A 24,313-nucleotide genomic window follows, 5' to 3' on the forward strand; every position below is an offset into this window, starting at 1 on the left:
CCGACCCAAGGTCGTTACGGACCTCGCCTCGGCGTTCGTGCATTAGGGCGCCATGCGCGCCTTCTCGCAGTTGCTCGACGCCCTCGTCTACACGCGCTCGCGGCTGGCGAAGCTCAAGCTCATCGGCGACTATCTCCAGCGCACGCCCGATCCCGATCGCGGCTATGCCCTCGCCGCGCTCACCGGCACGCTCGACATCCCCCATGTGAAGGGCGCGGTGATTCGCGCGCTCGCCTCCGAACGCGTCGACCCGCTGCTTTTGCGGATGAGCCACAATTATGTCGGCGACCTGGCAGAGACGGTGTCCCTCCTTTGGCCGGCTCCCGACGGCGAGCTCGACGACGGCACGATCACCATCAGCGCGGCGGTCGAGCGATTGCGCGGGGCGAGCCGGTCCGACGCCCCGGCGGTGCTGGCCGCGATGCTCGATCATCTCGACGCCTCGGGTCGATTCGCGCTGCTCAAGCTCGCCACCGGAGAACTCAGGGTCGGGATCAACGCCCGCAATGCGAAGCAGGCCTTCGCCGACGCCTTCGAGGTCGATGTCGAGGCGGTCGAGGAGGTCTGGCATGGCCTCAAGCCGCCCTATCTCGAACTGTTCGCCTGGGGCGAGGGCCGGGGCGAGCAGCCGACCGCACGCGACGTTCCGGTCTTTCGCCCGTTCATGCTCGCGCACCCGCTCGAAGATGCCGAGCTCGAACTCGACGCTTATGCGGCGGAGTGGAAATGGGACGGGGTCCGGCTCCAGATCGTCCATGCCGGCGGCGAGACCCGGCTCTACAGCCGGACCGGCGACGACGTGACCCGCAGCTTTCCAGAGGTCGCCGAAAGCTTCGCCATTCCGGGCGTGCTCGACGGCGAATTGCTCGTCCGCGGCGCGGGGCAGGGCCTCGACGAGCATAGCGGGTCGGCGGCGAGCTTCAACGCGCTTCAGCAACGGCTTGGGCGCAAGGTTGTCAGCCAGAAGACCCGCGACGAGTTTCCCGCTTTCGTCCGGCTCTACGACCTGCTGTTCGATGGCGCCGAGGACTTGCGCGGCCTGCCCTGGTCGGAGCGACGGGCGCGGCTCGAAGCCTTCATGGGACGTCTCGATCCCGAGCGCTTCGACCTGTCGGCGCTGATCGAGGCCGAGGATTTCGCCGCTTTGGCCGAGATCCGCGCCGGTGCGCGCGACGCCGCGATCGAGGGGATGATGCTCAAGCGGCGCGACGCGCCCTACGTCTCGGGGCGCCGGGGCGGCCTGTGGTACAAGTGGAAGCGCGATCCGCTGACCGCCGACTGCGTGGTCATGTATGCCCAGCGCGGGAGCGGCAAGCGCTCGTCCTTCTACTCGGACTTCACCTTCGGCTGCTGGGCCGAGGACGGCGAGCTGCTGCCGGTCGGCAAGGCTTACATGGGGTTCACCGACGAGGAGCTGAAATGGCTCGATCGCTTCGTGCGGCGCCATACGGTCAACCGCTTCGGCCCGGTCCGCGAGGTCGAGAAGAGCCTCGTCTTCGAGGTGGCCTTCGATTCGATCCACCTCAGCAAGCGTCACCGCTCGGGGCTGGCCATGCGCTTTCCGCGGATCGCCCGGATTCGCAAGGACAAGCCCGCGCACGAGGCGGACCGGATCGAAACCCTGCTCGGAATGGTGACCTAGAGCGGCTTCTCGAGCACGACGAACTCGAGGTCGTCGTAGAGCGCGCCGGCGTCGGGCGCCTCGGCGTAAGGAAAGGGCCGCCGCTCGCCGGTCGGCCGGTAGCCACGGCGGTCGTAGAAGGCGAGCAGCTCGCGCCGGCGATCGAACACCTGCATCTCCATCCGGTTTGCACCCAGATGCTCACGCGCCCATTGCTCGGCCGCCGCCAGCAGGCGCTTGCCCCGCCCGGTGCCCTGGAGCGCGGGGTCGATGGTCAGCATGCCGAGATAGACCAGCCCGTCGTCCTTCTCCCACAGCAGCACGCAGCAACGGACGGCGCCATCCTCGTCGCGGCAGACCAGCAGGTGCCGGGCGGGATCGTCGAGGATCGCCTGCAGTTCGGCGACGCTGGTCCGCGGCCCGCTGAGGAGGTCCGCTTCGTGACTCCAGCCCTGCCGGGCGGTGTCGCCGCGATAGGCGCGCTCAACCAGGGCATGGAGCGTCGGGAGGTCCTCGGTCCGGGCTTCCTCAAGCGTCATGGACGGCAATCTCCCTGCTGCCATCGGCGCTGGCCCGCGCGCGATACATGCCGCGGGTGGTGAAGCCCCAGGCCGCTTCGCCCGTCGGAGCAACGGCGATCATGCCGCCCTTGCCGCCGAGCGCCGCGACATCGGCCAGCACCGCATCGACCGCCTGCTGCAGGCTTTCCCCGGCAAGCCGCATGCGCGCGCCCACTTCGGCGGCCGCGGCGGCGCGGATAAAGAGCTCGCCCGCGCCGGTGCAGCTGACCGCGCAGCTGCGGTCGTCGGCATAGGTGCCGCAGCCGATCAGCGGCGAATCGCCGATTCGGCCATAGCGCTTGGCGGTCAGCCCGCCAGTCGAGGTCGCGGCGGCGACGCTTCCGTCGCGACCCACCGCGACCGCCCCTACCGTTCCATATTTGACGTCGAGGTCGAAGCCCGCGCCACTGGCGAGAACCTTTTCGAGCGCCTGACGCCGGGCAGGAATCTCGAACCAGCTCGGATCGACAGTCTCGAGGCCGTGCAGCGCCGCGAATTCCTCCGCGCCCTCCTGGCTGAGGAAGACGTGCGGGCTTTCCTCCATCACCTTGCGCGCGGCGGTGATCGGATGGCGGACGCTGCGCAGTCCCGCGACCGCCCCGGCATGACGCTCGCGACCACTCATGATCGCGGCGTCGAGATCGATCCCGCCCTCTGCATTGAGCACGCTGCCCCGGCCCGCGTTGAAGGCGGGATCGTCTTCCAGCACCCGGACCGCCGCCTCGACCGCATCCAGCGCCGATCCGCCGTCCGCAAGCAGCCGCTCCCCGGCCTCGAGCGCGGCGGCGAGACCCGCGCGGCCGGCGGCTTCCTCCTCGGGGCTGAGCTGTAGCGCGCCGCAGCCGCCGTGGATCACCAGAGACCAGTTCGTCATGCCGCGCCCTTGCCGCAACAGCCCCCCCTTGCGCAACGCATCAAGACAATATAAATCTGATATCAGATTAGGAGGCAGTCATGTCCGAACAGGGGATCGTTCATCTCAATAGCAGCCGGGAGCGCCCGGCCCAGACCTTCAGCGGCTATCTCATGCTGGTGCTGCTGCTGGCGGTCATCGCCTTCCAGGTCTTCGCGATTGCGCGACTGGCCGGGTCGGAGCGCGATTCGCTCGCCTTCGTCGAAATTCTGAGCGTGATCGTACCGCCCATCCTGCTCGTCTTCATCCTGGCGGGCTTCTACATGCTGCAGCCCAACCAGGCGGCGGCGCTGACCCTGTTTGGCGCCTATCGCGGGACCGACCGGGTAACCGGCCTGCGCTGGGTCTGGCCGTGGGAGATGCGGCGCAAGATCTCGGTCCGCGCCAACAACTTCATCTCCGAGAAGATCAAGGTCAACGACCTGCGCGGCAACCCGATCGAGATGGCGGCGCAGGTGGTCTGGCGCGTGGTCGACACCGCCCAGGCGCTGTTCGACGTCGACGACTACAAGGCGTTCGTCGCGGTCCAGGTCGAGGCCGGGATCCGCGCCATCGGCTCGCGCTACCCCTATGACGATTTCGAGCATCTCGAGGTGACGCTGCGCGGCAACCACGACCAGGTCGGGGCGGAACTTCGCGCCGAACTCAACGCCCGACTGGCGGTCGCCGGGATCAGCGTCGACGAGTGCGGCTTCACCCACCTCGCCTATGCCCAGGAGATCGCCGGCGCGATGCTCCGCCGCCAACAGGCGCAGGCCGTGGTCGCGGCGCGCAAGACGCTCGTCGAGGGTGCGGTCGGGATGGTCGAGATGGCGCTCGAGCAGCTTTCGGCGAAGAACGTGGTCGAGCTCGACGACGAGCGCCGCGCGGCGATGGTCTCGAACCTGATGGTGGTGCTGTGCGGCGAGCGCGACACCCAGCCCGTCGTCAACACCGGCACGCTCTACAATTAGGCCGATGGCGGAGCGGAAAGCCTTCCCGCTGCGGATCGATCCGGACCTCTGGTCCGCGATCGAGCGTTGCGCCACGGCCAACCTCCGCTCCGCCAATGCCGAAGTCGAGTGCCTGCTGCGCGAGGCGCTGAAGGCCCGCGGCGTGAAGATCGCCGACCCTCGCCCCGTGCGCCGGGGCCGGCCACCCAAGGAGAGCGGTGATGTCTGATCGTCCCGAATGGTTCGCTCCGAAGCGCTACGGCATGGGGGCGGGGCTGCCCATCGCCTGGCAGGGCTGGGTCGTCGTGGCCTTCTACGCGGCCGCCGCTGCGCTTTGCGTTGCCATCTTCGGCGGACATGACCGGGTCACCATCGCGATCATGCTTCCGTTGACCGCCATTCTCGTGCTGATCACATTTAGAACCACCCGCGGCGGCTGGCGCTGGCGCTGGGGCGAGGAGGATTGATTCATGGTGAGCGTGCTTCTGTTGTCCGCGGCGCTGGTCGCCGCGCCTGTCTCCTCCGAGGTCACCGCGCCCGGGCCGCTCGCTCCCTTGGCCGGCACCATGATCGATGCGGGCAAGGGCGCGCCGGTGGTGCTGGTCATCCCCGGCTCGGGCCCGACCGACCGCGACGGCAACAATCCGCTCGGCGTCACGGCAGCGAGCTACCGGCTGCTCGCCGAGGGCCTGGCCGCCAAGGGCATTTCCTCCGTCCGGATCGACAAGCGCGGCATGTTCGGCAGCAAGGCGGCGATCGCCGACCCCAACAAGGTCACCATCGCCGATTATGCGACCGACGCCCGCAACTGGGTGAAGGCCGTCCGTGCCAGGACCGGTGCGAAATGCGTCTGGCTACTCGGCCACAGCGAAGGAAGCCTGGTCGCGCTCGCCGCGGCGCAGGGGGCTGAGGGCGTCTGCGGGGTCGTCAGCGTCTCGGGCGCCGGCCGAAAGCTCGGCGACGTCATGCGCGCCCAGCTCCGCGCCAACCCCGCCAATGCTCCCATCCTCGATCCGGCGCTGAAGGCGATCGACGCGCTCGAAGCGGGCAAGGACGTCGCGCCTGCCGAGCTTCCGGGCCCGCTGGCGATGGTCTTCGCGCCGCCGGTTCAAGGCTATCTTAAGGACCTGCTGCCCAAGGATCCGGCTCGGCTCGCCGCTTCGCTGTCGGTCCCGCTGCTGGTCGTCCAGGGCGAGACCGATCTCCAGACCAGTGTCGAGGACGCGCGGGCCCTCGCTGCGGCGCAGCCCAAGGCGAAGCTGGTGCTCGTCCCCGGCGTCAATCACGTGCTGAAGGCGGCCCCGCTCGACCGCGCCGCCAACCTTGCGGCCTATGCCGATCCGAGCCTCCCAGTCGCGCCGGCGGTGGTCGAGGCGATTGCCGGCTTCGTCAAAGGCTAGTTGGAAGCCGGCTTCTTCTGGCCCGGGGCGAGGCCGCGCAGCAGCGCGTCGTCGAGCATCCGGGCCAGCCTGAGCCCGCCCGCAGTCACCTGCCGCCGGACCTTGGGGATCAATGCGTCGAGCTTGTCGGCGGTGAGCACCGGGCGCTCATCCTTGCCGAGCGGCCGGCAGGGGTCGCCGAGCACGCTCGCATAAGCGAGCTCGCGGCTGTTGCGCCACGCATCGCGGCTCCAGTCCTCGACCGTGCCGCTGGCGAGCTCGGCCTTCTCCGCGCGGCTCAGCCCGCCAAGCAGGCCCTTCACGCCGGCCGGCGGGGTCGTCACCGCGCGCTCGGGAATCCAGCCGTCCCAGATGCCGTGCAAGTTGGTTCGGCCGGCGACCACACCATAGGTGACGGGCACCTGGTTGCCGCCCTGGTCGCCGCGGTCGCCGCCGTGCATCGGCTGGGCGAGATCGCCGACGAAATGGGTCAGATAAGCGAGCGCCATCACCCGCTCGCGCACCGGCAGCTTGGGATCGGCCAGCAGGCGGGCGTTGCGCTCGATCTGCGCCGAGACGCAATTGCCGTCCTTGCAGGCGCTCTTGAGGTCGAACGGCTTGCAGATGTTGACGTTCTGATAGTGCCAGCTCGACTGGTAGCTGAAGCGGTCGCCCATCGGCTTGATGCAGTCGGCCCAGACGCTCGCATCCTCGAGCGTCGCGGTCGGGCATTCGGGCGTCTCGAGCCGGCGGCCCTCGCGCAGCAGCGCCTGGATCCTCGCCCGGGTCGCGGGCTGGACCTCGGCAAGCGCGATGCTCGCGACGAGGCGATGGGTATATTCCCAGTAAGCGGGCGCGGGCGAAGCGGCGGTCAGCGCAAGCAGCGCTGCCATCAGGCGGAGATTCGGCACGGCTCCGGCTCTAGCGCCGGCCCGACCCCTGACAAGTCCCGCCTTGGCGCTGTCATGCACCCCCTCTATATGAAGGGCATGTCCGCACTCCGTCCGTGGCGCCACATCGAGCGCCGGAAGTCCCGCCAGATCATGGTCGGCAAGGTCCCCGTGGGCGGCGACGCGCCGATCACCGTCCAGACGATGACCAATACTTTGACCTCGGACGCGAAGGCGACGATCGACCAGATTCGTCGCTGCGAGGAGGCCGGCGCCGACATCATCCGCGTCTCCTGCCCCGACGTCGAAAGCACCGCGGCGCTGAAGGAGATCGTCCGCGCCGCGACCGTGCCGATCGTCGCCGACATCCATTTCCACTACAAGCGCGCGCTCGAAGCGGCCGACGCCGGCGCGGCCTGCCTGCGCATCAATCCGGGCAACATCGGCAGCAGCGAGCGGGTCGCCGAAGTGGTCCGCGCGGCCAAGGCCAATGGCTGCGCGATCCGCATCGGGGTCAATGCCGGGAGCCTCGAAAAGGACCTGCTCGAAAAATATGGCGAGCCCTGCCCCGAGGCGCTGGTCGAAAGCGCGCTCGACCATATCCGAATCCTCGAGGACCATGACTTCCGCGAATACAAGGTCGCGGTGAAGGCGAGCGACGTGTTCCTCGCGGTCGCGGCCTATACCGAGCTCGCCGCCCAGGTCGACTGCCCGCTGCATCTCGGGATTACCGAAGCCGGCGGTCTCATCGGCGGCACGGTCAAGAGCAGCGTCGGCCTCGGCATGCTGCTGTGGAGCGGGATCGGCGACACGCTGCGCGTCTCGCTCTCGGCCGAGCCCGAGGAAGAGGTCCGCGTCGGCTACGAATTGTTGAAGACGCTCGGCGTCCGCAGCCGCGGCGTCCGGGTCGTCTCCTGCCCGTCCTGCGCGCGCCAAGGCTTCGACGTCATCCGCACCGTCGAGAAGCTCGAGGAGCGCCTCCAGCACATCCGCACGCCGATGAGCCTGTCGGTCCTGGGGTGCGTGGTGAACGGCCCCGGCGAAGCGCGCGAGACCGACATCGGCGTCACCGGCGGCGGCAACGGCAAGCACATGGTCTATCTGTCGGGCGTCACCGACCATCATGTTGCCGACGAAGGGATGGTCGATCACATCGTCCGCCTGGTCGAGGCCAAGGCCGCCGAGATCGAGGCCGCCGCGGCGGCCGCCGAATCCGATTCCGCGCTCGCTGCCGCGGAATAGAACCTCTTCTTTACCCTGGCGGCCTAGAATCGGCCGTCATGTTCCGCGGGCTCATCCTCATCGTGGTGGTGGCGACCTTCATCGGCGCGATGATGCCCGGTCGTTCGCGTTCTCCCAGCGAGGGCAATACGCAGTCCGCGGCAAGGCCATGGTTCGGTGACGACGACAGCGCCTCGGCCGCTCCCTCGAGCGGCGATTCGCAGGGCTGGGGCCGAAGCGCCCACCGCGACAGCGGCGAAGGCGGCGGCGAAGTCCGCCTGACCCGCAACGGCAATGGCCACTTTTATGCCGACGTCGACGTCAACGGCACCAACGTCGAATTCATGATCGACACCGGTGCGACGGGCATCGCCATGACCGCCGAGGATGCCCGCCGCGCCGGGGTCGACCTCGACGCAAGCGAGCGCAGCTACGTGGGCGAGGGGGCGGGCGGCGCACTGACCGGGCAGCAGGTCCGGCTCGACCGGGTCCGCCTCGGTAGCCGGACCGCCGAGGGCATGCGCGCGGTGGTCATCGACGGGGCCAGCACCAACCTGCTCGGCCAGTCCTTCCTCAGCCAGTTTTCCGAAGTCACCGTGCGCGGTGACGTCATGACCCTCCGCTAGAAAGTCGCCAATGGTCGTCCTGCTTGCCGCGGCGCTCGCCGCCGATCCAGCGCCCTTGCCTTTTCCCGAGCAGATGCCGGGCCTCATCGAACAATGCCTCGCCGACGCGGTCGCCAACGGTGCGGTGACGTCGCCCAAGGGCGAGCACAAATACATCTGCTCCGGACCGGCCGCGGAGGGGTTGTGGAGCTTCCTCGAGAGTCGCCGGATCGTGACCTGGGAGCAGCGACCCAAGGGCGAGGACACGTGGCTCAGCAGGGAATTCCCGCTCGGCGGCTGCTTCAAGAGGATCGCCATGAAGGATGGCGCGCCGCTTCGGCCGGGCCTGTCCTGCACCATCTGGATCCCCGCCGCGCGGTCCTGACCCCGCCTTGCAACCGCCGGGCCAGCGGCTAGGCGGGTCGGATGCACGGTCGGCTCCATCTCCTTCCCTTCGCGGCGGCGGCCATGGGGATCGCCTTGTTCGCCGGCATGGACGCGGCGATGAAGGGACTGTCGGCGGCACTCGGCGCTTATGTCGCGATGCTCTGGCGGCAGGCGTTCGCGGTCGGCTTCTCCGCGCCTTTCTATCTCGCCACGCGGCAGGGCTGGCCGGGCCGCTCAGCGCTCCGCTTCCACCTCATGCGCGGGGCGGTCAGCGCGGTCATGGCGGTAACCTGGTTTTACGGCCTCGCCCGCCTGCCGATGGCCGAAGCGATCGCCCTGAGCTTCGTCGCCCCGCTGATCGCGCTCTACCTGGCGGCGGTCATGCTCGGCGAGACGATCAGCCGGCGGAGCATCGGCGCCTCGCTGCTCGGTCTTGCCGGCATGATCCTGCTCGTCGCCGCACGCCTCGGGGCGCCGGGCGAGCGCCATCTCGACGGGGTCCTCGCGATCCTCTTTTCGGCCGGGCTATATGCCTGGAACATCATCCTCATGCGCCAGCAGAGCCAGGTCGCGGGACCGGCCGAGGTGACTTTCTTCCAGTCGCTGATCTCGGGCAGCTGGCTGCTGCTCGGCCTGCCCGCCGCCCTCCTGGTTTCGCCGTCGCTCGGGCTTGTCCCGTCGCCGACGCAATGGCCGCTGCTCGCCTTGTCCGCGGGGCTTACGATCGCCAGCCTCGCGCTCCTCAGTTGGGCCTATCGCCGGGCCGAGGCGCAGGCACTGGTCCCGATCGAATATAGCGCCTTCGTCTGGGCCGCCTTGCTCGGCGCCGTCTTCTATGCCGAGCGCCTGTCGCTGAGCACGGTGGCCGGCGCCCTGCTGATCGTGACCGGTTGCCTGCTCGCCAGCTGGCGTCCGCGGCACGTCTCGCCGGTGGTCGAAAGCGCCGCCTAGCTGCCGGCCAGCACGTTCACGGTCAGTGCCAGCACGAACAGGTTGAAGAAGAAGCCGGTGATTGCCTGGACGGTGACGATCCGCCGGATCGCCCGCGCGGTGATCTGGATGTCGGCGGTCTGCATCGCGACCCCGATGGTGGTGGCGAAATGGACGAAGTCGCTGAAAGTCGGTGGCTCCTTGCCCGGAAAGTCGAGCCCGCCGCCGCCCTCGCGCTGGGTGGCGAACAGGAAGACGTAATGCAGCGCGAAGACCGCATTGGCGAAAAACCACAGCAGTACCAGCGACCCCGTCACCAGTCCCTTGTCGGCCAGCCCGAGCGACTGCTTCTCCGACAGAAGCGAGACCGTCGCCGCCCCGACCACCAGCCCCAGCACCGTGCTGACGGCGAGCAGCATGCCTCGATTGGCGTCGTTGCGCTTGGCGTCGGCGAGAAGCTTGTCGGGGCTGTCGTTGAAGATCGGCCAGAGGCTGAGAATGAAGGTCGCCGCGGCCAGGTCGAAGGCGCCGAGGCCGCCGCGCTCCCAGCCCCACAGCGGCACCATGATCGCCCCGCCGACCAACATGATCGCGAAGAACAACAGGAAGCGCGGCGGGAACAGGCGGGTCAGATCCATGGCCGAGCCTCCCCCGCGCGAATCGCCCTGTCTAGTGAAATCGCCGCACGGCCGGGCTAGGACGGGCCATGGCCTGGGCACTTCTCATCCTCGGCGGCCTGTTCGAGGTCGGCTTCACCACCTCGCTCCGCTTCGTCGACGGCTTCCGCAACCTGCCTTGGACGCTCGCCTTCCTGGTCAGCGTGACGCTGTCGATGGGCCTCCTCGAGCGCGCCTCGCGCGACATCCCGATGGGCACCGCTTACGCCGTGTGGGGCGGGATCGGTGCGATCGGGACGGTGGTGGTCGGCATGGTCTTCTTCGACGAGCCGAGCACCACGATTCGCCTGCTGCTGATCCTTGGAATCGTCGCCGCGATCGCCGGACTGAAGCTTACGGCCTGACCGACTGCCGAAGCAGCGACGGGGCAATTTCGGGCGCCTCCTCGATGCTCGGCAGGAAGCGTGGACGCGGCAATGGCCCGCGCGCCAGTTCATAGGCATTGCCGAGCGCGAGCAGCTTGCCGTCGGACCAGCGCGGCCCGACGAAGCTCAGGCCCACCGGAAGCCCGCGCAGCAGGCCCATCGGCACCGTCAGGTGCGGATAGCCCGCGACCGCCGCCATCGACCCGACATTGCCGCCGCCGCTCGAGACGTCGCCGTTGACGACGTCGATCTTCCACGCCGCCTGGTAGGTCGGGAAGACCAGCGCCACCGCCTTGTTGTCCTTGAGCAGCCGGTCGAGATCGGTGGACGCGATCCGCAGGCTGTTGGCACGCGCCTTCACATAGGCGGGATCGGACAGGCCCGTGGTCTTCTCGGCCATGTCGAAGATTTCCTGGCCGAACAGCGGCATCTCGGATGCCGCCTGCGCTTTGTTGAAGGCGATCATGTCGGCCAGCGTCCGGCCCGGGAGCGCCGCCGGGCTGCTCGCGAGATAGGCGTTGAGGTCGGTCTTGAGTTCGGTGACCAGCACCTTGAACTCGTCGTCGCCGAAATTGCCCGTGGGCTTGAAGTCCTTGACCTCGACGACCTCCGCGCCCGCCGCCCTGAGCTTGGCGACGGCCGCGTCGAACAGATCCCGGGTTCCCGGGGCCGTGGCAAAGCGCAGCACCGCCACCCGCTGGCCCCTCAGGGCATCGGGCGTGAGACCCGCGGTGAAGTCCTGCCGGTGAAGGTCCGCGTCCCTGGTCGCCGGGTCGGCCGGATCGCTGCCCGCGATGACGTTCATCAGCTCGGCCGCTTGCCGGACCGTGCGGGTCATCGGCCCGGCCGTGTCCTGCGAATGGCTGATCGGAACGACATGGGTGCGCGAGACGAAGCCGAGCGTGGGCTTCAGTCCGACCACGCCGTTGAAGCTCGACGGGCAGGTGATCGAGCCGTCGGTCTCGCTCCCAATCGCATAATCGACATAGCCCGCGGCGACCGCGGCGCCGCTGCCGCTCGAACTGCCGCAGGTGTTGCGGTCGAGGGCGTATGGATTGCGGGTCTGGCCGCCGACCGCGCTCCAGCCCGAGATCGAGTTGGTCGAGCGGATGTTCGCCCATTCGCTGAGGCTGGTCTTGCCGAAGATCACCATGCCGGCGCGGCGCAGGCGCGCGACCAGCGGCGCATCGCGTCCGGTGTCGTTGGCGGCAAGCGCGAGGCTTCCGGCCGTGGTCGGCAGGCCAGCCACCTCGACATTGTCCTTGATGAGGATGAGCTTGCCGCGGACCGGGGATTCCGGTGCCTGCACCGACCGCTCGGCCTGCGCTTCGGCGCTGGGGTCGAGCGCGATCACCGCATGGAGCGCCGGGTCGCGATAATCGATCCACTCGCGCGCGGCGCGCACGGCCTCGACCGGCGACAGGGCCGCCAGCGACGGCGGGTTGCTGGGCGGCGGCGGGGGCGGGGGCGGCGGGACCGTCGGTGGGGCATAGGTCGCAGCCGGACCGTCGCCGACGGGCGCGGCCTCGGGGAGTGTCGTGGCACAGCCGCCGAGCAACAGCGCGGCGAGGGTCAGCATAAGCGGGCCGTTGGTCAAGCGAGCACTCCCGTTGGTCGAAAGACGAGGTGGCAAGACATTTCAGGTTCAGCGCATGGGCACAAGCCGAACGGAACGACCTCGCTGCAACGGATTTTGCCATTTCATGACCCGCATCCTTCTGCTCGCCTCGACGGCGCTGTTCGCCATGCCCGCCCAGGCGCAGCAGGCGCCGGCCTCCAGCACCACGACCGCCCAGCCGGCGCCCGCCGCCGACGAGGACGCAGAAGCGGAGGATGTCGAGGAAATCACCGTCACCGGGGCGCGTCCGCGCGGCTCGGTGGTCGGCAACATCCCGCCCGAGAACGTCCTCGACACTCGCGACATTCGCGCGACCGGGGCGACCAGCATCTCCGAACTGCTCGATTCGGTCGCGGCCCAGACCGGCAGCGCGCGCGGGCGCAGCAGCGGTCCGCCGGTCGTCCTCCTCAACGGCCAGCGCATCTCGGGCTTCCGCGAGCTTCGCGACCTTCCCCCCGAGGCGATCCAGCGGATGGAGATCCTGCCCGAGGAAGTGGCGCTCAAATACGGCTACTCGGCCGACCAGCGCGTGGTGAATATCGTCCTTCGCCGCCGCTTCGATTCGACCAACGTCGAGGTCGGCGGCCGGATCGCGACCGACGGGGGCTATGCCGCGGGCCGCGCCGACCTCGGCAAGCTCGTCATCCGCCAGGACACGCGCACCTCGGGCAACCTCCGCCTCGAGGGCAATAATCCGCTCTACGAGAGCGAGCGCGACATCACCGCCCGCGTGGGCGAGCCGGTCGACAGCCGGCCCTTCCGCACCCTGGTCGGCGCGGGCCAGACCGTTCGCGCGTCGGGGACGCTCAGCCGGCCGGTGTTCAAGGATTTCAACGGGACGGTCACCGCCGAAGCGCAGCATGTCGATGGGCGCAGCGCGCTCGGGCTCGACCTCCTCACCAGCGATCCGCTGCGCCGCAAGACCAACACCGATTCGCTCGCGCTCGGCGCCTCGCTCAATGGGCAAAAGGACCGCTGGCGGCTGTCGGCCACCGCCAACGGCGAGATCGTCCACAGCGAATCGGAAACCGACGTCACCGGCGATCGCAGCCGCTCGACCCGCAAGTCACTCAGCCTCGACGGAGTGGCCACCGGTCCGCTCGCCCAGCTTCCGGCGGGCACGGCCAACATCACGCTCAAGGCCGGCGCCAGCGCGCTGGGCATCGCGAGCCGCAGCCGCCGCCTCGGGATCGAAACCCCGGCCGACCTCAATCGCGAGATCGTCGAGGGCAGCGCCAGCCTCGACCTGCCGATCACCGAGCGCGCCTCGGCGATCGGCCGGCTGACCGGCAATTTCAATGGCGGGCTGCGCTACCTGACCGACTTCGGCACCCTGTCGAGCCTTGGCGCGGGCCTCAACTGGTCGCCGACCACGCGGCTCAACCTGCTCACCAGCTGGACCCGCGAGGAGGGCGCGCCGAGCCTAAACCAGCTCGGCGACCCCTTCCTCACCACCACCGGGGTTCCCTTCTTCGACGCCAATTATGGTGAGACGGTCGCGGTCACGACGACGACCGGGGGCAATCCCGACCTCGATTCGGATCGCCGCAACGTGTTCAAGGTCGGCGGCAACTGGAGCGCGCTGCAGGAGCCGAGCCTGCGGCTCCGCGCCGAATATGTCCGCGAGACGATCGACCGGCCGCAGATCAATTTCCCGGCCGCGAGTCCCGCGCTGGAGCAGGCCTTCCCCGACCGCTTCACGCGCGATCTCGTCACCGACCGGCTGATCAGCGTCGACCTTCGCCCGGTCAATGCCGACCGCTCGAAGCGCGAGACCATCCGCTGGGGCTTCGACTTCACCAAGACCCTGCGGACCCCGCGTCCGTCGCAGGAGACGATCGACCGCCTCCGCACCGAGGCCCGGCGCCGCTTCGGCAACATTCCCGGCTTCCCCGGCCAGGGCACCCCGACCGGCCAGGCGCCTGCGACCGGCCAGGCCGCGCAGGGCGGTAACACGGCCGCGCCGCCCCCGCCACCGCCTGAGGGCGGACCCCCGCCCGGGGCTCGTGAGGGTGGTGGTCCCGGTGCCGGCGGCGGTGGCGGCGGCTTCCGCTTCGGCGGTGGCGGCGGTGGCTTCGGCGGCGGGGGACGCGGCGGCCGGATCAACCTCTCGGCGACGCATACCGTCACCCTCACCGACGAGCTGGTGATCGGGCCGGGCCTGCCCAAGCTCGATTATCTTGGCGGCGAGGCGGTCGGGGCCAATGGCGGGCGTCCGCGCCACCAGGTCGAGGTCGAGGGTGGCTATTACAACAATGGCCTTGGCCTTCGACTCTCCGCCGACTGGCGCAGCGCGACCCGCGTCGCCACCGCCGGCGACGACCTTCGCTTCTCGCCTTATGCGACGGTCGACCTCCGGCTGTTCGCCAATCTCGGCGAGCGGCTCGACCTCGTGACCAAGGCGCCCTTCTTCCGCGGCAGCACGGTCCGGTTCGAGATCAACAACATCTTCAACAGCCGACCCGAGGTGAGCGGCGGGTCGGCCGGTATTCCGTTCGCCTACCAGCCCGACCGACTGGAGCCGATCGGGCGCACGGTCGGCATCACCTTCCGCAAGCTATTCATCCCGACGCGCTTCATCCGGCGCGTGATCCAGGAAGGGCAGCAGGGCCGCCGCTCGAACTGACGAGAAAAAAGGGCCCCGGTTCGTCCCCGGGGCCCTTCCTTGGTTCAGAAGCCTTCGCGCTTGGCCCGCTCGAGGCCGTCCTCGATGACCTTCATCGCCTCCTCGCGGCCGCCCCAGCGGCCGACCCGGGTCCACTTCTCGGGCTCGAGGTCCTTATAGTGGGTGAAGAAGTGCGCGATCTGGTCGAGCACGATCTTGGGCAGGTGATCGCCCTCGCTGACGTCCTCGTAATAAGGGGTCGTCTTGACGTCGGGGACCGCGAGCAGCTTCTCGTCGCCGCCGGCCTCGTCCTCGAGGAACAGCACCGCCACCGGGCGGGCGCGGACCACGCAGCCGGGCATGAACGGCCAGCGGTTCATCACCAGGCAGTCGAGCGGATCGCCGTCCTCGCCCAGCGTGTGCGGGATGAAGCCGTAATTGGCCGGGTAGCGCATCGCGGTGTGCAGGATGCGGTCGACGAAGATCGCGCCCGACTTCTTGTCGAACTCATACTTCACCGGTTCGCCGCCGATCGGCACTTCGATCACGACATTGACTTGTTCGGGCGGATTGATGCCCGCCGGCACGAGTTCGAGGTTCACTTTGGCTCCAGCAGGATATCGAGTGCGCCCTTGGTCTTCCCGACCTTGACGAAGCGCGGATAACGCAGGCCGTCCGCATAAGGGATCGCAACCGTGCGGACGGCATTGCCGCGCTTGTAGGTCAGCCGGATGGGCGTGGTGGTGCCCTTGGCATCGCGCACGGCGTTGCGCAAGGCATCGTCGGAATAGGCGCGCTCGCCGATCGCGATCAGTTCGTCGCCCGAACGCAGCGCGGCGGCGAAGGCCGGGCTGCCCCATTTGACGCCGGTCAGCTTGCCACCCTTGACCGCGACCCCGAGCGAATAGCCGAGATCGACATTGCCGCCGAGCGTCTCGCGCGCCTTCCACGCCGCGGTCGGCTCGTCGGTGTAGGTGAGCTGGTAGCCCGAGCGGGTGAAGCCCTCGAGCGGCGCCCGCGGACGGACCTGGTCGACCCGCTCGCGGAGGAAGGTGGCCCAGTCGTAAGGGAAGATGCGGTTGAGCGTCGCGATGACGTCGTCGCGGGTGTAGAGCAATTCGCCCCAGTCGCCGTCGCGGACCCCGAAGAAGGCCTTGGCGAAATCGTCCATGCCGCGCTTGTTCGCGGTGCCGCCGCGGATGATCGCATCGGCCTCGAGCCAGATCAGCATGCCCTCGTTGTAATAATCCTCGGAGCGCTGGTAGCTGCCCCAGGGCTCGGGCGCGCGGTTCTGGATGATGGGATCGTTGGTCGTGTCGATGAGCGGACGCCATGCCTTGCCGGGCTGGGTGTCGAGCCCCGCCGCGGTCATCGCCAGGCGGTCGAGGATGTCCTGCTTCGAGGTCATGCCCCCGCGCGCCTCGAGCACCGTTCCCCAGAATTGCGTCTGGCCTTCGTAGACCCACAGCAGGCTGTTGCGCATCGGGGTCTGGTAGTCGGGCGTGAACAGGTCGGCGCCGCGCCGGAACTTGCCGTTCCAGCTGTGCACGAACTCGTGCGGGAAGACGTTCCGGTCGTACATTCGCTTGTCGTAGTCGGTGTAATAGCCGAGCGACGTGTCGATCTCGGTCGAGCGATGATGCTCGAGGCCGATCCCGCCGAGCTCGTCGGTCACGGCATTGAGAAAGTCGTAATGGTCGAAGTGGCGGGCGCCGAAGAGCTTGATCGCCTGGTCCACCATGGCGCGGTGCTTGGCCAGCACGTCGCCGGGGATCTTCAGTTCGTCGGGCGCATCGGCGACGCTGTTGAGGGTGACCCCGTGGCCGAGATCGTCCTTGCGGAAATAGCGGCCGGCGAAGACCGGCGAATCGACCAGCGTCTCGTAGGAGACCGTGCCGTAGCGGATCCGGTTGCCGTTCCCGTCGGCGGCGCCGTTCGGGCGAAGCGCTGTCGCGGCCTGCCAGCCGGCGGGGAGAACCAGGGTCGCCTCGACCGGGATCTGCCGCGTGTAATAGCCCGCCGGGTAGAGCGAGACATTCTCCCACTGGATGTTGCTGATCGCCGGCGTCACCACGATCCGCCCCTGGTTGGGCTGGGTCGGCGAGACGAAGGCGAAGCGCGCCTCGATCGCGCGGGTCCCGGCGGGGACCGTCACGCGGTAGCCGCTGGTTTCCACCGCATCGCGGACCCACGGCAGCACGGCGCCCTCGGCGGTACGGATCTCGAGACCCGCGAGCTTGTCGGGCTTCTGGTCGGGCCCGTGCGCGCCCGGCAGCCAGCGCGGAAGCAGCAGCACGAGCTCGCCTGCACCGGCGACGGGGATGGTCTCGCGGACCTTGATGATTGCCCGGTCGGTATCGGTCGCGTCGACCTCGAGCCGGATGGTGCCGGGATAAGGGATGTCGCGCGCGGCAGGCACCTGGTTGACCGGGGGAATCGCGGTCGGGGCGCTGTTTTGTGCGATGGCGGCGGTGGAGGCGGCCAGCGCCGCGAGCAGGACCAGGGTACGCATGGAGCCCGCCTAGCCATCGCGGCCCGCAGCCGCTAGGGGCGGCGCGCAACTTTATGGCCCAAATCTCCACCCCCCAGCCCATCCGCGGAATGCAATCCCTGCTCGGTGACGAGGCGGACCGCTTCGCGCATGTCGTCGCGACCTTCGACCGGGTCCGCCGGCTGTTCGGTTTTCGCCGGGTCGAGGTGCCCGTGCTCGAGCCGACCGCGGTCTTCGCCCGTTCGCTCGGCGAAACCACCGACGTCGTCTCCAAGGAGATGTACACCTTCGAGGATCGCTCGGGCGACAGCGTCACCCTGCGGCCCGAATTTACCGCCGGAATCTCCCGCGCCTTTCTCACCGAGGGCTGGCAGCAGTTCGCGCCCCTGAAGGTCGCGACCCACGGCCCCGCCTTCCGCTACGAACGCCCGCAGAAGGGCCGCTTCCGCCAGTTCCACCAGCTCGACGCCGAAATCCTCGGCGCGGGTGAACCGCAGGCCGACGTCGAGGTGCTGAGCTTCGCCGACCTGCTGCTGCGCGAGCTCGGCCTCGGCGACAGCATCGTCTGCAAGCTCAACACGCTGGGCGATCCCGTCACCCGCGCGGCCTGGCGCGACGCGCTCTACGAGCATTTCGCCGCGCACCGCGCCGATCTCAGCGAGGACAGCCGCGACCGGCTCGACCGCAACCCCGTGCGGATCCTCGACAGCAAGGCCCATGCAGACTGGCCGATCGTTGATTCGGCCCCCGCGATCGACGAGTTCCTGACCGCCGAGGCGAGCGACTTCTTCGCCGCGGTCACCGCCGGCCTGGATGCCGCCGGGGTCCGCTGGGAGCGCGCCCCGCGCCTCGTCCGCGGCCTCGATTACTATCGCCACACCGCGTTCGAGTTCGTCACCGACACATTGGGCGCGCAGGGCACCGTCCTGGCCGGCGGCCGCTACGACGGGCTGATCGAGGCGCTCGGCGGCCCGCACACCCCGGCGATCGGCTGGGCGGCAGGGATCGAGCGGCTGAGCATGATGATCGCCGCCCCGCGCGAGGCCGTGCCGGTCGCGGTGGTCGCGGAGAATGCCGGGCGCGAGGCCGCGGCGACGCGCTTCGTCGCCATCCTTCGCCGCCACGGCGTCGCGGCCGAGGCACTGGTCACCGGAAGCCCCAAGAAGCGCTACCAGCGCGCGATGAAGGCCAGTCCGCCGGCGATCCTCAGCCTCGACATCCGCGACGGCGCGCCCTCGGCCAACTTCAAGCTCCTCGACGAGAATGACGCCGCCGCCCAGCGTGCCGGCGAGATCTTCGAGCACGAGCGGGCCAGCCTGATCGCATGACCATGATCTCGTCCGAGCGGATCGCCCAGATCGAGGCGAAGCGGCAGGAATTGTCCGAAGCCATGTCGTCCGGCGACCTCGCCCCCGACGTCTTCGTCCGCCTGTCCAAGGAATATGCGCAGATCGAGCCCGTGGCCGCCGCGGCGCGCGAAGTCCGCCGGCTGAGGGCCGAGCGCGAGAGCCTCGGCCACATGACCCGCGACGGCGACGAGGAATTGCGCGCCATGGCCGCCGAGGAGCTGGCGCTGATCGAGGAAGCGCTGCCCAAGGCCGAGCGCGCGCTCGCGATCCAGCTCCTGCCCAAGGATTCGGCCGACGAGCGCGCCGCCATGCTCGAGGTCCGCGCCGGCACCGGCGGCGACGAGGCGGCGCTCTTCGCGGGCGACCTCCTGCGCATGTACCAGCGCTTCGCCGACGAGCAGGGCTGGAAGTTCGAGCTGATCAGCGCCTCGCAGTCCGAGGTCGGCGGCTACAAGGAAGCGGTCGCCTCGATCGCCGGCAACGGGGTGTTCGCCCGGTTGAAGTTCGAGAGTGGCGTGCACCGCGTCCAGCGCGTCCCAGCGACCGAAAGCGGCGGGCGGATCCACACCAGCGCCGCGACCGTCGCGGTGCTGCCCGAGGCCGAGGAAGTCGACGTCCATATCGACGACAAGGACCTCAGGATCGACGTCTACCGCTCGAGCGGGCCCGGCGGCCAGTCGGTCAACACCACCGACAGCGCGGTCCGCATCACCCACTTGCCGACCGGCCTCGTCGTCATCCAGCAGGACGAGAAGAGCCAGCACAAGAACAAGGCCAAGGCGCTGAAGGTGCTCCGCACCCGCCTGTTCGAGCTCGAGCGCGAGCGCCTCGCCTCCGAGCGGGCGGGCGCGCGCAAGTCGATGGTCGGCTCGGGCGACCGGTCGGAGCGGATCCGTACCTACAATTTCCCGCAGGGCCGGGTGACCGACCACCGGATCAACCTCACCCTTCACAAGCTGCCCGAGATCCTCGAGGGTCCGGGCCTTCGCGAGCTGACCGAGGCGCTCATCGCCGAGGACGAGGCCCAGCGCCTCGCCGGCCTCGAAGAGTGAGCAGCGCGGCGTCAGCCAAGGCGGTCGAACGGGTCATCGCCGATGCGGTCCGCCGGCTTCCCGACTGCACCGACACGCCGCGGCTCGACGCTGAACTCCTGCTCGCCCATGCCTACGGGATCGAGCGCGACGAACTCCTCCTCCACCCCCCGGGCGGCCCGGTCCCCCCAAGCTTCGCCGACTTCCTCGAGCGGCGCTGCAAGGGGGAGCCCGTTGCCTACATCACCGGCCGCCGCGCCTTCTGGAACATCGAGCTCGAGGTCGGTCCCGGCGTGCTCATCCCGCGCCCCGACAGCGAGACGCTGATCGCCTCGGCGATCGAGCATTTCGCCAGGACCGACGGCCCCGAGCGGATCCTCGACCTCGGGACCGGGCCGGGCACCCTGCTCCTTGCGGCGCTCGACCAGTGGCCGCGCGCGACCGGGCTCGGGATCGACGCCAGCGAGGCGGCGCTCGCTTACGCCCAGCGCAATGCCGCCCGCCTCGGCCTTGCCCCCCGCGCCCATTTCCGCCTCGGCGACTGGGCGAAGAAGGTCACCGAGCGGTTCGACCTCCTGCTGTGCAATCCGCCCTATGTCGCGACCGACGCCGAGCTGGGTCCCGGCGTCGCCGAGCACGAGCCGGCGGAAGCCTTGTTCGCCGGCCCCGACGGGCTCGATGATTACCGCCGCCTCGCGCCCGAGGTCGGGCGCCTGCTCAATCCGGGCGGGCTGGCCGCGATCGAGATCGGCTACGACCAGGCCGACGCGGCGGCAGCGCTCTTCCGCGAGGCGGGCCTCGCCCCCGAGCTGGCCCGGGATCTCGCCGGCCGGCCGCGGGCGCTGCTCATCCGCGCCTGACGATAAGGGCTTGGAAAAGCCATTCCGGCCCGCTACATCTCTTCCCAGCACCAGTCCGCCTCGACAGGCCGACTGTTGCCACCCCCGACGAAATCGCCTGTCCCGCGCCCACTGGCGCGACATCGACGACAGAGGGGACGGGCAAGCGAGCGGGTCGCTGTCCGGCACACTGGGTTACGCGCTTCGAGGAAAACGTCGGCGCTAGTGGTCAAGGAACTCAACGCTTGATGAACAATCGCCAGAACGGCCGCCGTCGCGGTCGTGGGGGTCAGCGGCCGCAGGGTCTGGGTGGCGGCGGTGGGGGCGGCAACAGCCGCGACCAGCGGAGCCGTGGCAATGCCGCGCAGCTGCTCGAGAAGTACAAGAACATGGCGCGCGACGCCCAGCTCGCGGGCGACCGTGTGCAGACCGAATATTACCTCCAGTTCGCCGATCACTATTTCCGGGTGCTGAGCGAGACCCGCTCGCGCTTCGAGGACCAGCGCCCCAGTCGCGGTGACGACGACGAGGACGAGGGCGACGAGGATCTGATCGACGGCGAGGGCGAGGACGAGGCGTCCGAGCAGCGCCAGGAGCGCCAGCCTCGGCAGGACCGCTACGAGCGGCGAGACCGCGGCGAGCGCCAGGACCGTCCCGAGCGGGGCGACCGGCAGGAGCGCGCCGAGCGTCAGGATCGCGGCGACCGTCCTGAGCGGGCCGAGCGTCCGCGCCGGGAGCGTTTCGAGCGTCCGCGCCGCGAGGACGAGGGTGCCGAGCCCGCCGACACCGAGCAGCCCGTCGGGATCGCCGACTTCCTGCCGCCGGCGATCGGTCCGGTCGGCGAGGTCGCGTCTGACGAGACCGAGGAGGCGCCGCGTCCCCGCCGCACGCGCCGGCCGCGCGTCAAGGACAATGACGACGGGGTCGCGCCCGCCGCCTGACCGGGCAGGCGTGGCGGCACCGCCACGCCGTTGATCGAACCGTGGTCGTTCAGTTGACGTCCATGTGACAGTGTCACATGCTGTCTTCCTCGCTTGGGGAAGGAGCATGGTGATGCGCGTGGTCGTGGGTCTTCTAGCCGCCGTCGCGGCCGTTCCGGCGGTCGCCCAGAGCATTCCCGCCCCCGAGGCGAGCGCCCAGGGCAATGTCGCGGTCACCATCTACAATAACAATCTCGCGCTGGTGCAGGACCGGCGCGAGTTGACCCTGCCTGCCGGCCGGTCACGCCAGGAGTTTCCCGACGTGTCCGCGCAGATCCGCGCCGAGACCGTCACGCTTGCCGGCAGCGACATCGGCATCGTCGAGCAGAACTTCGACTATGATCTCCTCAGTCCCAGCGCGCTGATGCAGAAGGCGGTGGGCGAGACCATCACCATCGTCCGGATCAACCCCGCCACCGGCGCCGAGACCCGTGAGCGCGCCCGGGTCCTCGCGGCCAATGGCGGCGTCGTGCTCCAGATCGGCGACCGGATCGAGGTGCTGCGCGACGACGGCCTCCCCGTTCGGGTGATCTTCGACAAGGTCCCCGAGGGCCTCCGTCCGCGCCCGACCCTGTCGGTGACGCTCACCGCGCCCCGCGGTGGCCGCCAGCCGGTGACGCTCACCTACCTCACCCCCGGGCTCGGCTGGGACGCCGATTATGTCGCGCTGTTCGACGAGGCCGCCGGGCGGATGAATGTCCAGGGCTGGATCACGCTCAACAACCAGAGCGGCACCGCCTATCGCAATGCCGAGGTCGTGCTGGTCGCCGGCGCGGTCGGCGGCGAGGCGCAGCGCTACGACGGCCGTTTCCGACCGTCTCCGCCGCCGCCGCTCCGCAATGCCGGGACCGAGACCGCCAATCGCGAGCGGATCGGCGACTATTATCTCTATCCGCTGCCCGAGCGGACCACGATCGCCCAGGCCCAGCAGAAGCAGGTCAGCTTCCTCGACGTGTCCGGCGCCCCGGCCCAGCGCGCCTACGAATATCGCAACGGCTGGCTCGGCTCGTCCGACCAGCCGGTCAGCGCCAACACCGTGCTGCGCTTCTCGACCGGCCGGACGCAGGGCCTTGGCGACGCCCTCCCGGCGGGCACGGTCCGGGTCTATCAGCGCGACAGTCGCGGAACCCCGCAATTCGTCGGCGAATCGCGGATCGGCCACACCCCGATGGGCAGCGAGCTCGGGCTGACCACCGGCCAGGCCTTCGACATCAAGGTCCAGCCGACGGTCGAGCAGCGCACCCGCCTCGATTCGGACGGCAGTCGCTGGCGGACCGCAATGCGGTACAAGCTCACCAATGCCTCGCCGAGGCCGGTGACCGTGGTCCTCTTCCAGGATGGCCTGTGGGGCGACACGCGAATCGTCAGCGAAAGCCAGAAGAGCGAACGCAACTCCGCCGACGCGGCAATCTGGCGCGTGGCCGTCCCCGCCAATGGCGAGGCCAGCGTCACCGCCGTCTTCGACACCCGCTACTGAGGCCCCGGGCGATGCGCGCCCTCGCGCTTCTCCTGCTGGTGCTCCCGGGACCGGTCATGGCGCAGGTCGCGGTGACCTCGCCCCGGCCCGAGCGGGTCGCGGTCACCGTCTACCGCGACCTCAACCGCGGCAATCGCGCGCTCGAGCGCAACTGGCTGAACGGCTATGCCCTGATCAGCGAGGCCCGCACCATCGCCATTCCCGCCGGCGAATCGGAGCTTCGTTTCGAGGGCGTTGCCAGCGGGATCATCCCGCAGAGCGCGATCGTCGCCGGCGTCCCCGAGGGGCTCCTCGAGCGCAACCGCGATGCCCTGTTGCTCTCGGCCGGAAGCCTGATCGACCGCTCGCTCGGCCAGCGGGTCAGCCTGCGCCGGACCGACAGGGCGACCGGCAAGGTGGTGACCGAGGACGCCATCGTCCGCACCGGAAGCCAAAGCGGCGTCGTGCTCCAGACCGCGGCGGGCATCGAGGCCCTGCGCTGCAGCGGCCTCGCCGAAACCCTTGCCTACGACCGTGTCCCGCCCGGCCTCAGCGCCAGGCCGACGCTCTCGGTCCGGGTCCGCGCGCGCCAGGCGCTGCAGGCGACCGTCACCCTCTCCTATCTCGCCACCGGCTTCGACTGGCAGGCGGATTATGTCGCGACCCTGTCGCCCGACGAGCGCCGCCTCGAGCTCAGGGCCTGGCTGACGCTCGCCAGCACCGACGACACGAGCTTCGTCGATGCGACGACCCAGGCGGTCGCGGGCCGGGTCAATCGCGAGGATGCCGAGGTGCCCGACGCCGAGGCGCCGCCGATCCGGCTGCAATGCTGGCCGCAGGGCACGACCAGCGAGATCGAGACGGAGCAGCCCGGCTTTCCGCCGCCGCCACCGCCCCCGCCGCCAATGGCGGCCGCACCGGCGATGGAAAGCGCCCAGGACATCGTCGTCACCGGCATGCGGGTGATGAAGGCGAATCGCGAGCAGCTCGGCGATCTCCAGCTCTACCGAATCCCCGAACAGGTCACGGTCGCCGCCAACGCCCAGAAGCAGGTCGGCCTCATCGACCAGCCCACGGTGCGCGTGACCCCGGTCTACACCTTCCTCCTCACCGCCGATGCCCCCGACGAGGTCAATGCGACCCTCGTCCTGCGGACGCAGAACCGGGCCGCCGAGGGCCTTGGCCTGCCGCTCCCGGCGGGCCGGGTGGTGGTGATGCGCGAAGGGGGCCCCCGGCCGCTGCTGATCGGCGAGGGGTCGCTCGACGACAAGACCATCGGGGAGAAGGTCGAAGTCGCACTCGACGACGTGCCCGGAGTCCGCGCCCGGCTCGTCCGGACCGCGCCTGAGCGCTTCCGGCTCGACCTCAGCAACGACCGCTCGGTCCCAGTCGCGGTCGAGGTGAAACTACTCCTCGCGGACGGCAAGCGAATCAGTGCCGACGGCAAGCTGGTTCGCCGCGACG

24 protein-coding genes (1 of these 24 only partly in view) are annotated in these 24,313 nt (G+C 69.5%); 17 read left to right on the plus strand and 7 right to left on the minus strand.

All coding sequences use genetic code 11. The features are described 5' to 3' along the window. Positions 1-52 precede the first annotated feature (52 nt). Positions 53-1,642 (plus strand): cisplatin damage response ATP-dependent DNA ligase, encoded by a 1,590-nt coding sequence (locus BS69_RS0109850; protein ID WP_029941782.1) that lies wholly within the window; start codon positions 53-55, stop codon positions 1,640-1,642. Here the strand turns inward: BS69_RS0109850 and BS69_RS0109855 are convergent. Further along, on the minus strand, positions 1,639-2,160 hold the full coding sequence (locus BS69_RS0109855) for a GNAT family N-acetyltransferase (RefSeq protein ID WP_037504466.1): 522 nt from the start codon (positions 2,158-2,160) through the stop codon (positions 1,639-1,641). The genes BS69_RS0109850 and BS69_RS0109855 overlap by 4 nt on opposite strands. Further along, entirely contained in the window at positions 2,150-3,055 is a 906-nt protein-coding gene (locus BS69_RS0109860) for an isoaspartyl peptidase/L-asparaginase family protein (protein WP_029941784.1), read from the minus strand. The genes BS69_RS0109855 and BS69_RS0109860 overlap by 11 nt, the downstream gene beginning before the upstream one ends. Before the next feature lie 80 nt (positions 3,056-3,135). Here BS69_RS0109860 and BS69_RS0109865 point away from each other — a divergent pair, with 80 nt between their 5' ends. Genes BS69_RS0109865 through BS69_RS0109880 form a run of 4 tightly spaced genes read left to right on the plus strand, consistent with a single transcriptional unit; the run spans position 3,136 to position 5,426 of the window. Further along, a complete protein-coding gene (locus BS69_RS0109865; RefSeq protein ID WP_029941785.1) occupies positions 3,136-4,047 on the plus strand; it encodes an SPFH domain-containing protein in 912 nt (303 codons plus the stop codon). Between the two features lie 4 nt (positions 4,048-4,051). Next, positions 4,052-4,255: a type II toxin-antitoxin system antitoxin gene (locus BS69_RS0109870; protein WP_029941786.1), complete on the plus strand. Its 204-nt coding sequence runs from the start codon at positions 4,052-4,054 to the stop codon at positions 4,253-4,255. Then, positions 4,248-4,493, plus strand: coding sequence for a hypothetical protein (locus BS69_RS0109875; protein WP_029941787.1), 246 nt, complete (start codon positions 4,248-4,250; stop codon positions 4,491-4,493). The genes BS69_RS0109870 and BS69_RS0109875 overlap by 8 nt, the downstream gene beginning before the upstream one ends. 3 nt (positions 4,494-4,496) lie before the next feature. Next, a complete protein-coding gene (locus tag BS69_RS0109880) occupies positions 4,497-5,426 on the plus strand; it encodes an alpha/beta hydrolase (protein WP_029941788.1) in 930 nt (309 codons plus the stop codon). Here the strand turns inward: BS69_RS0109880 and BS69_RS0109885 are convergent. Continuing rightward, positions 5,423-6,316, minus strand: coding sequence for a S1/P1 nuclease (locus BS69_RS0109885; RefSeq protein WP_245605136.1), 894 nt, complete (start codon positions 6,314-6,316; stop codon positions 5,423-5,425). The two genes, BS69_RS0109880 and BS69_RS0109885, sit on opposite strands and share 4 nt — an antisense overlap. Before the next feature lie 78 nt (positions 6,317-6,394). Here BS69_RS0109885 and ispG point away from each other — a divergent pair, with 78 nt between their 5' ends. Genes ispG through BS69_RS0109905 form a run of 4 tightly spaced genes read left to right on the plus strand, consistent with a single transcriptional unit; the run spans position 6,395 to position 9,459 of the window. After that, the gene (gene ispG, locus BS69_RS0109890) at positions 6,395-7,537 is read left to right on the plus strand and encodes a flavodoxin-dependent (E)-4-hydroxy-3-methylbut-2-enyl-diphosphate synthase (protein WP_029941790.1); all 1,143 of its coding nucleotides are present in this window, start codon (positions 6,395-6,397) and stop codon (positions 7,535-7,537) included. Between the two features lie 38 nt (positions 7,538-7,575). Further along, positions 7,576-8,142: a retropepsin-like aspartic protease family protein gene (locus BS69_RS13750; RefSeq protein ID WP_051676677.1), complete on the plus strand. Its 567-nt coding sequence runs from the start codon at positions 7,576-7,578 to the stop codon at positions 8,140-8,142. A gap of 10 nt (positions 8,143-8,152) precedes the next feature. Further along, positions 8,153-8,506, plus strand: coding sequence for a hypothetical protein (locus tag BS69_RS0109900; protein ID WP_029941792.1), 354 nt, complete (start codon positions 8,153-8,155; stop codon positions 8,504-8,506). Between the two features lie 41 nt (positions 8,507-8,547). Continuing rightward, on the plus strand, positions 8,548-9,459 hold the full coding sequence (locus tag BS69_RS0109905; RefSeq protein ID WP_037504467.1) for a DMT family transporter: 912 nt from the start codon (positions 8,548-8,550) through the stop codon (positions 9,457-9,459). On the opposite strand, the gene BS69_RS0109910 is transcribed toward BS69_RS0109905, so the two are convergent. After that, positions 9,456-10,076 carry a DUF1345 domain-containing protein gene (locus BS69_RS0109910; RefSeq protein ID WP_029941794.1) on the minus strand — a complete coding sequence of 207 codons (621 nt, stop codon included), beginning with the start codon at positions 10,074-10,076 and terminating at the stop codon, positions 9,456-9,458. The two genes, BS69_RS0109905 and BS69_RS0109910, sit on opposite strands and share 4 nt — an antisense overlap. Before the next feature lie 68 nt (positions 10,077-10,144). On the opposite strand from BS69_RS0109910, the gene BS69_RS0109915 reads away from it, so the two are divergent. Continuing rightward, positions 10,145-10,459 (plus strand): DMT family transporter, encoded by a 315-nt coding sequence (locus BS69_RS0109915; protein ID WP_029941795.1) that lies wholly within the window; start codon positions 10,145-10,147, stop codon positions 10,457-10,459. Here BS69_RS0109915 and BS69_RS0109920 read toward each other — a convergent pair. Continuing rightward, complete coding sequence (locus BS69_RS0109920) at positions 10,449-12,077, minus strand: amidase (protein ID WP_245605137.1); 1,629 nt, start codon at positions 12,075-12,077, stop codon at positions 10,449-10,451. The genes BS69_RS0109915 and BS69_RS0109920 overlap by 11 nt on opposite strands. Positions 12,078-12,183: 106 nt before the next feature. On the opposite strand from BS69_RS0109920, the gene BS69_RS0109925 reads away from it, so the two are divergent. Then, the gene (locus BS69_RS0109925; protein ID WP_051676679.1) at positions 12,184-14,724 is read left to right on the plus strand and encodes a TonB-dependent receptor plug domain-containing protein; all 2,541 of its coding nucleotides are present in this window, start codon (positions 12,184-12,186) and stop codon (positions 14,722-14,724) included. A gap of 44 nt (positions 14,725-14,768) precedes the next feature. Here the strand turns inward: BS69_RS0109925 and ppa are convergent, their stop codons facing one another. After that, positions 14,769-15,305 (minus strand): inorganic diphosphatase, encoded by a 537-nt coding sequence (gene ppa / locus BS69_RS0109930; RefSeq protein WP_029941798.1) that lies wholly within the window; start codon positions 15,303-15,305, stop codon positions 14,769-14,771. Beyond that, positions 15,302-17,215 carry a M61 family metallopeptidase gene (locus BS69_RS0109935; RefSeq protein ID WP_029941799.1) on the minus strand — a complete coding sequence of 638 codons (1,914 nt, stop codon included), beginning with the start codon at positions 17,213-17,215 and terminating at the stop codon, positions 15,302-15,304. The genes ppa and BS69_RS0109935 overlap by 4 nt, the downstream gene beginning before the upstream one ends. 53 nt (positions 17,216-17,268) lie before the next feature. On the opposite strand from BS69_RS0109935, the gene hisS reads away from it, so the two are divergent. The 6 genes from hisS to BS69_RS0109965 all read left to right on the plus strand — a co-directional run. After that, positions 17,269-18,522: a histidine--tRNA ligase gene (hisS, locus tag BS69_RS0109940; protein WP_029941800.1), complete on the plus strand. Its 1,254-nt coding sequence runs from the start codon at positions 17,269-17,271 to the stop codon at positions 18,520-18,522. After that, positions 18,519-19,595, plus strand: a complete 1,077-nt coding sequence (gene prfA, locus BS69_RS0109945) for a peptide chain release factor 1 (RefSeq protein WP_029941801.1) — start codon at positions 18,519-18,521, stop codon at positions 19,593-19,595. The genes hisS and prfA overlap by 4 nt, the downstream gene beginning before the upstream one ends. After that, positions 19,592-20,434 (plus strand): peptide chain release factor N(5)-glutamine methyltransferase, encoded by an 843-nt coding sequence (prmC, locus tag BS69_RS0109950; RefSeq protein WP_425423531.1) that lies wholly within the window; start codon positions 19,592-19,594, stop codon positions 20,432-20,434. Before prfA ends, prmC begins: the two co-directional genes overlap by 4 nt. A gap of 227 nt (positions 20,435-20,661) precedes the next feature. Continuing rightward, a complete protein-coding gene (locus BS69_RS0109955) occupies positions 20,662-21,354 on the plus strand; it encodes a DUF4167 domain-containing protein (protein WP_051676680.1) in 693 nt (230 codons plus the stop codon). A 112-nt stretch (positions 21,355-21,466) separates the two neighbouring features. Beyond that, positions 21,467-22,870 carry a DUF4139 domain-containing protein gene (locus BS69_RS0109960; protein WP_029941804.1) on the plus strand — a complete coding sequence of 468 codons (1,404 nt, stop codon included), beginning with the start codon at positions 21,467-21,469 and terminating at the stop codon, positions 22,868-22,870. 11 nt (positions 22,871-22,881) lie between these two features. Continuing rightward, positions 22,882-24,313, plus strand: partial view of a DUF4139 domain-containing protein gene (locus BS69_RS0109965; protein ID WP_037504469.1) — the 5' portion only. 71 nt of this gene lie beyond the right edge of the window; the window shows 1,432 of its 1,503 coding nt (coding positions 1-1,432); it begins with the start codon at positions 22,882-22,884; its stop codon lies off the right edge, out of view.

It is taken from the genome of Sphingomonas astaxanthinifaciens DSM 22298, assembly GCF_000711715.1.
Classification (GTDB): Bacteria; Pseudomonadota; Alphaproteobacteria; order Sphingomonadales; family Sphingomonadaceae; genus Sphingomicrobium; species Sphingomicrobium astaxanthinifaciens_A.

Coding starts and splice junctions, on each gene's coding strand:
- BS69_RS0109850 (WP_029941782.1), top strand. CDS start 53: ATGCGCGCCTTCTCGCAGTTGCTCGACGCCCTCGTCTACACGCGCTCG.
- BS69_RS0109855 (WP_037504466.1), bottom strand. CDS start 2,160: ATGACGCTTGAGGAAGCCCGGACCGAGGACCTCCCGACGCTCCATGCC.
- BS69_RS0109860 (WP_029941784.1), bottom strand. CDS start 3,055: ATGACGAACTGGTCTCTGGTGATCCACGGCGGCTGCGGCGCGCTACAG.
- BS69_RS0109865 (WP_029941785.1), top strand. CDS start 3,136: ATGTCCGAACAGGGGATCGTTCATCTCAATAGCAGCCGGGAGCGCCCG.
- BS69_RS0109870 (WP_029941786.1), top strand. CDS start 4,052: ATGGCGGAGCGGAAAGCCTTCCCGCTGCGGATCGATCCGGACCTCTGG.
- BS69_RS0109875 (WP_029941787.1), top strand. CDS start 4,248: ATGTCTGATCGTCCCGAATGGTTCGCTCCGAAGCGCTACGGCATGGGG.
- BS69_RS0109880 (WP_029941788.1), top strand. CDS start 4,497: ATGGTGAGCGTGCTTCTGTTGTCCGCGGCGCTGGTCGCCGCGCCTGTC.
- ispG (WP_029941790.1), top strand. CDS start 6,395: ATGTCCGCACTCCGTCCGTGGCGCCACATCGAGCGCCGGAAGTCCCGC.
- BS69_RS13750 (WP_051676677.1), top strand. CDS start 7,576: ATGTTCCGCGGGCTCATCCTCATCGTGGTGGTGGCGACCTTCATCGGC.
- BS69_RS0109900 (WP_029941792.1), top strand. CDS start 8,153: ATGGTCGTCCTGCTTGCCGCGGCGCTCGCCGCCGATCCAGCGCCCTTG.
- BS69_RS0109905 (WP_037504467.1), top strand. CDS start 8,548: ATGCACGGTCGGCTCCATCTCCTTCCCTTCGCGGCGGCGGCCATGGGG.
- BS69_RS0109910 (WP_029941794.1), bottom strand. CDS start 10,076: ATGGATCTGACCCGCCTGTTCCCGCCGCGCTTCCTGTTGTTCTTCGCG.
- BS69_RS0109915 (WP_029941795.1), top strand. CDS start 10,145: ATGGCCTGGGCACTTCTCATCCTCGGCGGCCTGTTCGAGGTCGGCTTC.
- BS69_RS0109925 (WP_051676679.1), top strand. CDS start 12,184: ATGACCCGCATCCTTCTGCTCGCCTCGACGGCGCTGTTCGCCATGCCC.
- BS69_RS0109935 (WP_029941799.1), bottom strand. CDS start 17,215: ATGCGTACCCTGGTCCTGCTCGCGGCGCTGGCCGCCTCCACCGCCGCC.
- hisS (WP_029941800.1), top strand. CDS start 17,269: ATGGCCCAAATCTCCACCCCCCAGCCCATCCGCGGAATGCAATCCCTG.
- prfA (WP_029941801.1), top strand. CDS start 18,519: ATGACCATGATCTCGTCCGAGCGGATCGCCCAGATCGAGGCGAAGCGG.
- BS69_RS0109955 (WP_051676680.1), top strand. CDS start 20,662: ATGAACAATCGCCAGAACGGCCGCCGTCGCGGTCGTGGGGGTCAGCGG.
- BS69_RS0109960 (WP_029941804.1), top strand. CDS start 21,467: ATGCGCGTGGTCGTGGGTCTTCTAGCCGCCGTCGCGGCCGTTCCGGCG.